Consider the following 8,695-nt stretch of genomic DNA (forward strand, 5'->3'; position numbering starts at 1 on the left):
GATGGTGCGCAGGTGGCGTTCTTCCCGGGTAGACACGTAGGGCAGGCTGTAGAGCATGTCCTCAATCAGTATCTGCTTGATCCGATAAGCAACGGGAATGCTGATGTACACCCGGTCGTTGTTGTAGGGGTCCACCTCCAGGCTCAGGTCGCCGATGTCGGCCGCGTAGGGATTATCGGCCACCCGGCGCAGGACATCTTCAAACAGCTCGGTATGCCGGGCCCTTTCCTCCGGCAGGGTACCGAACCCCTCCAGCTGAAAATCCCGGTAATAATTCTCCCCCGTCTGGAGAGTGCCGCTGGGCTCCTGCTTGTAACCGGAGTAGACATCCATGGCCTCCTCCAGGTCTTCCAACGCCCGGACCAGGTCTTCCTGCAGCTGGGGCAGCTGTTTGCCGTATTCCTCCGGTGGGGCGTAGCCGGGCTTGGCCGCTTCAGGCGGCGGCAACGGCGGACGGGCAGGTTCCAGCGGCGCCTTCAGATCAATGCCACTGAAGAACTCAATCCCCATCACCATCTCACGAACCTTGTCCGCCAGCAGCTCATTCAACTTCGGGATATCACTGTAAAGGGCCTCGATAGACCCCCTACTCAGGCTGGTCCAGTACTGCATGTCCAGCAGCTGCACGTCCACTATCAGGAGGGCACCTTCCCGGCGGTAGGCACCCATCAGCAGGAGTGTGTTGCTGGCCAGGTGGCGCGGCACCTCCGCCCGCTCCGCCACCCGCGCCTCCAGGAAGGGGGTGATATCACCCGCATCCTTGGCCTCGATCCGCGGCTCCTCCTCCATGCGTAAAAGCACCATGTCCTTCAGCGCCTTGGTCAGCCACATCAGCCGCTCGTCCCCCTGGAGGTTGTCAAAATCCAGGACGAAAAGCGTGACCGTATCCCGCCCCGGCGGCCTGATCTGCCCCAACAGACCACCGCACAACAATACCAGCAACCAGAACAGGGAAAATACCCGGCCTCTGGAAATCACGTTATACCAGATCCATAACATAATTAAAACTTAAACGGTCTTAGCACCGTCCTTTTTACGAGACTCAAAGACCTGTACGAACAATATGCGGCTCCAATGTTTTAATTTAAACCAGTAAAGCCCCCTCCGCCATGTTCCTGATGGGTCTATTCCGACTCCTTACCCTGGGACTTATCGGTTTCGCCCCCGCTCGACTCCGACATCGCAACCGGCTCCGAAAGCTTGACTGAAATCCCGCCCCCCAGGGCCGCCAGAAAGTTATATATCACTGCTGCCACGACGGCGATGAGTGTGAGTGCCACCGTGCTGAAGAATCCCAACAACAGGCTGAGCAGGAATCCCGCGAACACACCGGTACCCCGGTCGATAATCGGGACATCGGTGAACTCGCTGGCCAGGTTGATGACAAGGCTGCCTACCAGCAGATAGCTTACAAAAATGACGATGAAGGCGACAATCCACCCCAGCGGAAAGACCGTCCGCGCCACCGACCATAGATCGATCCGTTTCACCAGGACCTGGCTCACAATTGGGAATATACAACCGATCCATGATCCGACCGAAGCACTCTATGCCTGAGTTTACCCGCTGTAGGACAAGTTTTGTTTGGACGGCTTGCGCATCTCTGACTATTATCCGCCCATCTTATGCCCTTGCCAGATCCCAACTTGCCTCTGATACAAATAGGCTATTGATCAACATTTCAGATAGGAGAGTTATTGGAATCACTCACCCAGCTGGGTCAGCTACTCACTGATTGGACGGCAACGGCCAGTAGGTGGATTTCGTTCCCGCTCATCTTTATCCTCCTGGGCACGGGATTCTTCGTCTCCTTCAGTCTGAGGTGGATACAGGTACGGAAGCTCAGGCACAGCTTCGATGTCATCGGGGGCCGATACGACAATCCCGAAGATGAGGGCGACGTCACCCATTTCCAGGCCCTGTCCGCCGCCCTATCCGCCACGATCGGCATCGGCAATATCGCTGGTGTCGCCCTGGCTCTACGCCTGGGAGGCCCCGGCGCCCTCTTCTGGATGTGGGTCACCGCCGTCCTCGGTATGGCCCTGAAATATGCCGAGTGCTCCCTGTCCCACAATTTCCGTACCATTCACGAAGACGGTTCCGCTTCCGGTGGCCCCATGTACTATATCGAAAGGGGCCTGGGACCATCCTGGAAACCACTCGCCATTGCCTTCGCCATCCTGGCGACCACCTGCTCCTTCTGTACCGGAAATATGAACCAGGCCAATACCGTTGCCCAAACCATCGCCACCTACGGGATACCGACCTGGGTCACCGGCCTGCTGGTTGCCTTCCTCGTAGGATTGGTGATCATCGGCGGTATCCGACGCATCGCCGCCGTCGCCAGTCGCCTGGTTCCTACTATGGCGATCCTTTATGTTGGCGGGGCACTGATCGTTATCCTCATGCGGCCTCACGACACCGCCGCTGCCATCACTTCGATTTTCGAGGAAGCCTTCTCCCTTAAGGCCGGCTGGGGCGGTCTATTTACCGTCGTCATGTGGGGCATCCGTCGCGGCCTCTATTCCAACGAAGCCGGCCAGGGCTCGGCACCTATCGCCCACGCCGCAGCTAAAACCAAAGAGTCGGTCCGGGAAGGGGCCGTGGCCCTGATGGGACCCTTCGTCGATACCCTGATCATCTGCTCAATGACCGGCCTCACCATCCTCTCCACCGGCGTCCTCGACTCCACCGCTCTCACCGGAGCTGAACTTACACGAGAAGCCTTCCGCACCGGCTTCAGCATGGCACCACAGGTCGGCAGCATCATTGTCAATTGCTCCGTCTTCCTCTTCGCCTACTCGACCATGGTCGCCTGGAGCTACTACGGGGATCGCTCCGTAGAATATCTGATCGGCCCCCAGGCAATCAAACCATATCGCTGGGTCTATGTCTTCTTCAACTTTATGGGTGCTATCCTACCCCTGGCCTTCGTATGGAATTTCGGCGATATCGCCCTCAGCCTGATGACAATCCCGAATCTCATTGGGGTCATCTTCTTGACAGGCATACTGAAAGTAATGACCAAAGAATACTTCTCCCGCAAACACCTGACCTATAAGGAATATCTCGCCCAGCAGAGCCTACGCCGATTAGAGTAAGCCTCATAATGATACCAGGTTCACATACCGTTCAAAGTTCCATGTGCGCAGTTATTACTCCAACGTTCCCTGAATTCCTATTATGACGACTCCCGCGCCTGACATGGACCGAGTCCTGGAGGTGGCCCTGAGTGCCGCCCGGCGGGCCGGAACCATCATTATGGATAAGTTCCGCCGCCTGGATCGGGTGGAGAAAAAGGGCAAGGTGGACCTGGTCACCGAAGCCGACCTGGCCAGCGAGCAGGAGATCGTCGCCTCCATTCAAAGGGCCTTCCCGGAGCATGGCATCATCGCCGAGGAGAGGGATTATAACCAGGGATCGTCCGACACCCCCTGCTGGATTATCGATCCCCTGGACGGTACTACCAACTACGTCCACGGGCTGCCCATCTTCGCCGTATCCATCGGCTACCAGGTAGGCGGCGAAACTGTGGTGGGCGTCGTGCTCAACCCGGCCCTGGGTGAGGAGTTCCTGGCCACCAAAGGCCGGGGAGCCAGCCTTAACGACCACCCCATCCAGGTCAGCCAGGTGGACCTGCTCCAGAACAGCCTCCTGGTCACCGGCTTTCCCTATACCCACGATGATGTTTTCTATCGCAGCTTCGACCTGTTCCGGGAGTTGTATGACCGCTGCCAGGGAGTCCGTCGGATGGGGGCCGCGGCCCTGGATTTCTGCTACGTGGCCGCCGGGCGGTTCGACGCCTTCTACGAGGCCCACCTCAATCCCTGGGACATCTGCGCCGGTGATCTGATCTGCCGGGAAGCCGGCGGCCGCACCTCCGACTGGCTCGGCGATCCCATGCCCTTCTCCGGCTGCCGCATCCTGGCCAGCAACGGCCGCATCCACGCCGAAGTGTTGGCCGTCATGGCCCGGCCCGCGCTCGCCGACCTGAGATGAATATCGATCGCCTACCGTCAGCCCCTAATACCAGGCTCACAAACCGCCGCATCCTGGCATCAACCAACACGGTGAGGAAATCATGACACCGAAAGCCAGACCCTTCGAAGTCGAGCTGCCCTTCGAGGTCAAGACCTACGACATCGATTTCGCCGGCATTGTCAGCAACATCGTCTACATCCGCTGGCTGGAAGACCTGCGCCTGAAAATCCTGGCGGACTACTACCCGTTTGAAAAGATGCTGGCGCAGGGCTTTGCCCCCGTGCTCGTGCGCACCGAGATCGACTACCAGCAGCCCGTTAAGCTGCTCGATAACGTCGTGGGCCGCATGTGGGCCAGCGACATGGGCGCGAAAAAGATGGAGCTGACGGCGGAGTTTCTCGTGGACGAGCAGGTGGTGGCCAGCGCCCGGCAGGTGGGGGTAATGATCAGTCTATCTGACTGGCGGCCAATACCCCTGCCGGAGGAGCTGGTGAGGATTTACCAGGAACAGTACAGGTAAAGCTGAGCGAGGCCACCATCGCCGTAGATCTATCGGTAGAATCCCCCACCTTCCCCGCCCTTTACCGCACCTTCCCCGCCACCGATCGCCGAACGCCTGCCAAATGGCCTTTTCCAAAGGGATCCCGCTGGAACCGGCGCTTTGATTGGCGTTCGATAGCAGAGCACCACCTTCCGGTTGTACGATCCCATCTTCTCGCATTACTTTCACCATAAATCAAAGGTAGTATGATGGCAACACAGTTCATTTTAAGCAGCTATGTCGAACAGGCCATGGCTCAAGCCGCCTACGACAAGCTTGATGACGGCACCTTCCACGGGCGCATTCCTCCATGCAAAGGAGTGGTGGCTTTTGGCAGCACTTTACGTGAGTGTGAACAGGAGCTGCGCTCCACCCTGGAAGATTGGATTCTAGTGGGCCTCAAATTGGGTCATCCTTTGCCCGTCATTGGCGGCATCGATCTTAACAAGCAACCCGTCCATGAGCCGGCTAATACCCTGTAAGCGTCGTGATTTTATACGGCGACTTAGACAGATAGGTTTTGAGGGACCCTACTCTGGGACCCGGCATCAGTTTATGATCTATAAGCAGTATCGTCTGGCGATTCCGTCAAACCCTGAATATTCTGTTCCACAGCTACGGATGATTTTGCAGGAAGTTGAAGCCATCGTCGGCCGAAAGATTACAACAGAAGAATGGAGCCAACTCAAATGAAACAATACCAATGAGATAACCTGTCGCAACTGCTTCCCCCGCACCCTTTCTCCCCATCTCCTTTTCCCCCCACCTCCCGCGCCCGCTCCCGCACCTCCTCCGCCATCGCCAGCGGCACCTTCGCCTGCTGGGCTATTTCCTCAGCCTCGGCATTAGCGATCTCTTCCAGCGAGCCGAACACCTGCCAGATAGCCTTCAGCCGCTGGGGCCCGACGCCGGGGATGTCGTTCCGGCAGTAGGTACATTACCAAGACCTGATTAAATTTTGATATGGCCGAGCCCCAGCTAACTATTCGTTTCCATCCCCATGCGCAGGAGCGCATGAAAGAACGAGGAGCAACCGAAGAAGATGTCAAAGCAACAATTGATGGTGGAGAACAATTTCCAGTCAAATTTGGACGTACATGCTTCAGACGCAACTTCACTTATAATAGTGTGTGGCAGGATAGACATTTCGCAACCAAACAAGTGGAAGTGTATGCTATCGCGGAGAACGAGGTTTGGGTAGTTATTACCGTGATTACACGTTACTTTTAGATAACTTTTCTGGAGATAGTCAATGAGATTTACGTATGATCCGCGCTACAACATCGCCTACATACGGTTTCGAGAGAAAAAGGGGCAGGTAGAAACGATCCAAGTCAGCAACGAACTAAACGTGGACCTGGCTCCTGATGGTGCCGTTTATGGTATTGAGCTACTGAACGCCAATGAGCAGTTACGACGGGAAGACATGGGGAGAGTGCTGATTATAAATGAAGCCACCGGAGACCAGGCTGAACTGCCCTTAGCCATCGACTAGTTCTTACCCCCCTACCTCCCGCGCCCTTTCCCGCACGTCCTCCGCCACCGCTAGCGGTACCTTCGCCTGCTGGGCTATTTCCTTAGCCTCGGCGTTAGCGATCTCTTCCAGCGAGCCGAACGCCTGCCAGATGGCCTTCAAACGTTTGGGCCCAATACCGGGGATATCGTCCAGGACGGACGTTGTCATAGCCTTGCCCCGCTGCTGGCGGTGGAAGGTGATGGCGAAGCGGTGGGCCTCGTCCCGCACCCGCCGCAGCAGCGCCAGACCGGGCGAGTGCTTGGGGATGTTGAACGGCTCCGAGTGGCCGGGGCGGTACACCTCCTCCAGCCGCTTGACCAGACCGATCACCGGCACGTAGGACAGGCCCAGGTCGTCCAGGGCGGCCTTGGCCATGGACAGCTGCCCCTTGCCACCGTCAATGAGAATCAGATCGGGGATTGGGCCTCCCTCCTCTAGCACCCGGCGGTAGCGGCGGAGCACCACCTCGTGGATGGATGCGAAATCGTCGGGGCCGGCCACCGTCTTGATGTGGTACTTGCGGTAATCGCTCTTCCTGGGCTTGCCATCCACGAAGCACACCATGGCCGACACGGGATGGGCCCCCTGGATATTGGAGTTGTCGAAGCCCTCGATGCGCCGGGGCGGCACCTCCAGACCCAGGTCCTCCTGCAGGCTCTCTACCGAAGCCGGCAGCAGCTCCTGCCGCCGGGCCTTCTGCAGCTTGATCTCGTTGAGCATGAGGGTGGCGTTGCGCATGGCAATGCGCACAAGCCGGACCTTCTCCCCCCGCTGGGGATGGATAAGCCGCACCTTCCGCCCGGCCCGCTCCGATAGCCAGACCTCAAGGGCCGACTGCTCTTCGGTGGACTCCTGCACCAGAATCTCCGGGGGAATGAAAGGCGTCTGGCTGTAGTAGAGCTTCAGAAAACCGTAGAAATTCTCTTCCCGGTCCTGCGGATCAGCCACAACCAGATCGAATTTCTCCTTGCCCAGCAGCTTCCCCTTCCGTACCCTGAGCACGACCCCCACACCATAACTGGAGGCCACGTCCACCGCCAGGATATCGCGATCACCGAAGTCCTGCGACAGGATGGCCTGGCGGTCGGTGTAGTGCTGCACGGCCTGGAGCTGGTCCCGTATATGGGCCGCGTCCTCGTAGCGCAGCCCCTCCGAAGCGGCCTCCATGTTGTCCTTGAGGTGGGCCACAATCTCATCGGAACGGCCCTGGAGGAACTGCTCCACCTGATTGACCATCGCCTGGTAACGCCCCTGACTCACCAACCCCTCACACGGCCCCTCGCACCGCTTGATGTGGTAGTCCAGGCAGACCTTGTGCCGCCGCTGACTGATGCTTTCGTCAGTGATCTGGTAGGTGCAGGTGCGGATGGTGAAAATCTTGTGCAGGACCTGCAAAGTCTCCCGCAGCCGTTTCACATCGGTATAGGGTCCCAGGTAGCGGCCGCCGTCCAGCTCCACCTTGCGGGTAAGAATCACCTGCGGGTAGGGCTCCCTGGTGATCCGGATGTAGGGATGGGATTTGTCATCCTTGAGGCTGAGGTTGTACCGGGGCTGGTGATGGCGCACCATTTCCTGCTCGGTGATGAGCGCCTCCGTCTCGCTGGCCAGCACGATCCAGTCCAGGTCAGCTATCTTGGGCACCATCCGCCGGGTCTTGACGTCCTTAACGCCTGGTGCCCGTCCGGATGGATCCCTCTGGGAGAAGTAGGAACGCACCCGGCTGCGCAGCACCTTCGCCTTGCCAATATAGATAATATCGCCCTGGGCGTCCTTGAACAGGTAGACGCCCGGCGACCGCGGCAGGCGCTTGAGCTTGTCCTGGAGGCTTACGGTCTCTGACATAGTTCTACCAGGATACCGGCGGTGGAACGGGGATGAATGAAGGCCACCTGGCAGCCCTCGGCCCCTGCGCGCGGCTCCCGGTCAATCAACTCCACGCCCTGCCCACTGAGATGTTCCAACCAGGCCCGCAGATCATCTACCAGAAAGGCGATGTGATGGAAGCCGGGGCCACGCTGCTGAATAAATTTGCTGATGGGAGAATCCTCCGCGGTGCTCCTGAGCAGCTCCACCTTGCCGGCACCGGTATCGAAGATGTCAGTGATGACCTGCTGGTTGGCCACCTCTTCGGTCTTCCGCTCCCGGATTCCCAGCAGTTCATGGAAGACCCGCGCCAGCTCGTCAAGGTCCTCCACGACAATGGCTATGTGTTCAATACTAAGGATTTTAATAGCTCTACCCCTATTTTATGTAGATGATCCTCTTCGATGCGACGAACTTGCCGGCGCGAAGTTGATAAAAGTAGACGCCGCTGGGCAGCCGGTTGGGAGTCCAGAACACGCGGTAATCCCCAGGCGGTTGGTACCAGTCAATCAAGGTAGTAATCTCCTGGCCAAGGAGGTTGAAAACTTTCAGCGATACATCCGACGGTTCATCCAAGCGATAGACAACGGCCGTCCAGGCGGCAAAAGGATTTGGGTATGAGTAGGCGAGTCCGGATATTCGTGGCCGGTTTTCTTCCCCGGTAGCAAGGTACTTCAAGGTAGTAATTTTTAATGAGCCCGCCTCCCTGCCACTCCCCCCTACAAGGTACGTATTACCCCCTGCATCCACAACCAGCCTCTGGAGATAATCAGGTGTACGCATCGGGTTATCAT

Annotated in this window: 12 protein-coding genes; 6 read left to right on the forward strand and 6 right to left on the reverse strand. The window is 57.9% G+C overall.

Annotated elements, in window-relative coordinates:
• Together ACETWG_09880 and ACETWG_09885 are read right to left on the reverse strand one after the other, a co-directional pair.
• The coding region (locus ACETWG_09880) for a hypothetical protein (protein ID MFB0516892.1) at positions 1 to 978 on the reverse strand (978 nt) is incomplete at its 3' end.
• Positions 979 to 1,124: 146 nt separating this feature from the next.
• The gene (locus tag ACETWG_09885) at positions 1,125 to 1,490 is read right to left on the reverse strand and encodes a DUF3566 domain-containing protein (protein MFB0516893.1); all 366 of its coding nucleotides are present in this window, start codon (positions 1,488 to 1,490) and stop codon (positions 1,125 to 1,127) included.
• A 207-nt stretch (positions 1,491 to 1,697) separates the two neighbouring features.
• Here ACETWG_09885 and ACETWG_09890 point away from each other — a divergent pair, with 207 nt between their 5' ends.
• The 4 genes from ACETWG_09890 (at position 1,698) to ACETWG_09905 (ending at position 5,004) form a co-directional block, all read left to right on the forward strand.
• Positions 1,698 to 3,101, forward strand: a complete 1,404-nt coding sequence (locus ACETWG_09890) for an alanine/glycine:cation symporter family protein (protein ID MFB0516894.1) — start codon at positions 1,698 to 1,700, stop codon at positions 3,099 to 3,101.
• A gap of 82 nt (positions 3,102 to 3,183) precedes the next feature.
• Positions 3,184 to 3,999 carry an inositol monophosphatase gene (locus ACETWG_09895; GenBank protein MFB0516895.1) on the forward strand — a complete coding sequence of 272 codons (816 nt, stop codon included), beginning with the start codon at positions 3,184 to 3,186 and terminating at the stop codon, positions 3,997 to 3,999.
• A gap of 82 nt (positions 4,000 to 4,081) precedes the next feature.
• Entirely contained in the window at positions 4,082 to 4,501 is a 420-nt protein-coding gene (locus ACETWG_09900) for an acyl-CoA thioesterase (GenBank protein ID MFB0516896.1), read from the forward strand.
• Between the two features lie 230 nt (positions 4,502 to 4,731).
• A complete protein-coding gene (locus ACETWG_09905; protein ID MFB0516897.1) occupies positions 4,732 to 5,004 on the forward strand; it encodes a type II toxin-antitoxin system HicB family antitoxin in 273 nt (90 codons plus the stop codon).
• A 203-nt stretch (positions 5,005 to 5,207) separates the two neighbouring features.
• Here the strand turns inward: ACETWG_09905 and ACETWG_09910 are convergent, their stop codons facing one another.
• Positions 5,208 to 5,438: a helix-hairpin-helix domain-containing protein gene (locus ACETWG_09910; protein MFB0516898.1), complete on the reverse strand. Its 231-nt coding sequence runs from the start codon at positions 5,436 to 5,438 to the stop codon at positions 5,208 to 5,210.
• A 47-nt stretch (positions 5,439 to 5,485) separates the two neighbouring features.
• Here ACETWG_09910 and ACETWG_09915 point away from each other — a divergent pair, with 47 nt between their 5' ends.
• Together ACETWG_09915 and ACETWG_09920 are read left to right on the forward strand one after the other, a co-directional pair.
• On the forward strand, positions 5,486 to 5,752 hold the full coding sequence (locus tag ACETWG_09915) for a DUF4258 domain-containing protein (GenBank protein MFB0516899.1): 267 nt from the start codon (positions 5,486 to 5,488) through the stop codon (positions 5,750 to 5,752).
• Positions 5,753 to 5,774: 22 nt separating this feature from the next.
• Positions 5,775 to 6,017 (forward strand): DUF2283 domain-containing protein, encoded by a 243-nt coding sequence (locus ACETWG_09920; protein MFB0516900.1) that lies wholly within the window; start codon positions 5,775 to 5,777, stop codon positions 6,015 to 6,017.
• 3 nt (positions 6,018 to 6,020) lie between these two features.
• Here ACETWG_09920 and uvrC read toward each other — a convergent pair whose 3' ends face one another.
• The 3 genes from uvrC to ACETWG_09935 form a co-directional block, all read right to left on the reverse strand.
• The gene (gene uvrC / locus ACETWG_09925) at positions 6,021 to 7,880 is read right to left on the reverse strand and encodes an excinuclease ABC subunit UvrC (GenBank protein ID MFB0516901.1); all 1,860 of its coding nucleotides are present in this window, start codon (positions 7,878 to 7,880) and stop codon (positions 6,021 to 6,023) included.
• On the reverse strand, positions 7,865 to 8,269 hold the full coding sequence (gene mce / locus ACETWG_09930) for a methylmalonyl-CoA epimerase (protein MFB0516902.1): 405 nt from the start codon (positions 8,267 to 8,269) through the stop codon (positions 7,865 to 7,867). The genes uvrC and mce overlap by 16 nt, the downstream gene beginning before the upstream one ends.
• Positions 8,270 to 8,279: 10 nt before the next feature.
• Positions 8,280 to 8,695, reverse strand: a 416-nt coding sequence (locus tag ACETWG_09935) for a T9SS type A sorting domain-containing protein (protein ID MFB0516903.1), incomplete at its 5' end; no start/stop codon positions are given.

The organism is Candidatus Neomarinimicrobiota bacterium (assembly GCA_041862535.1).
Taxonomy (GTDB): Bacteria; Fidelibacterota; Marinisomatia; order SCGC-AAA003-L08; family TS1B11.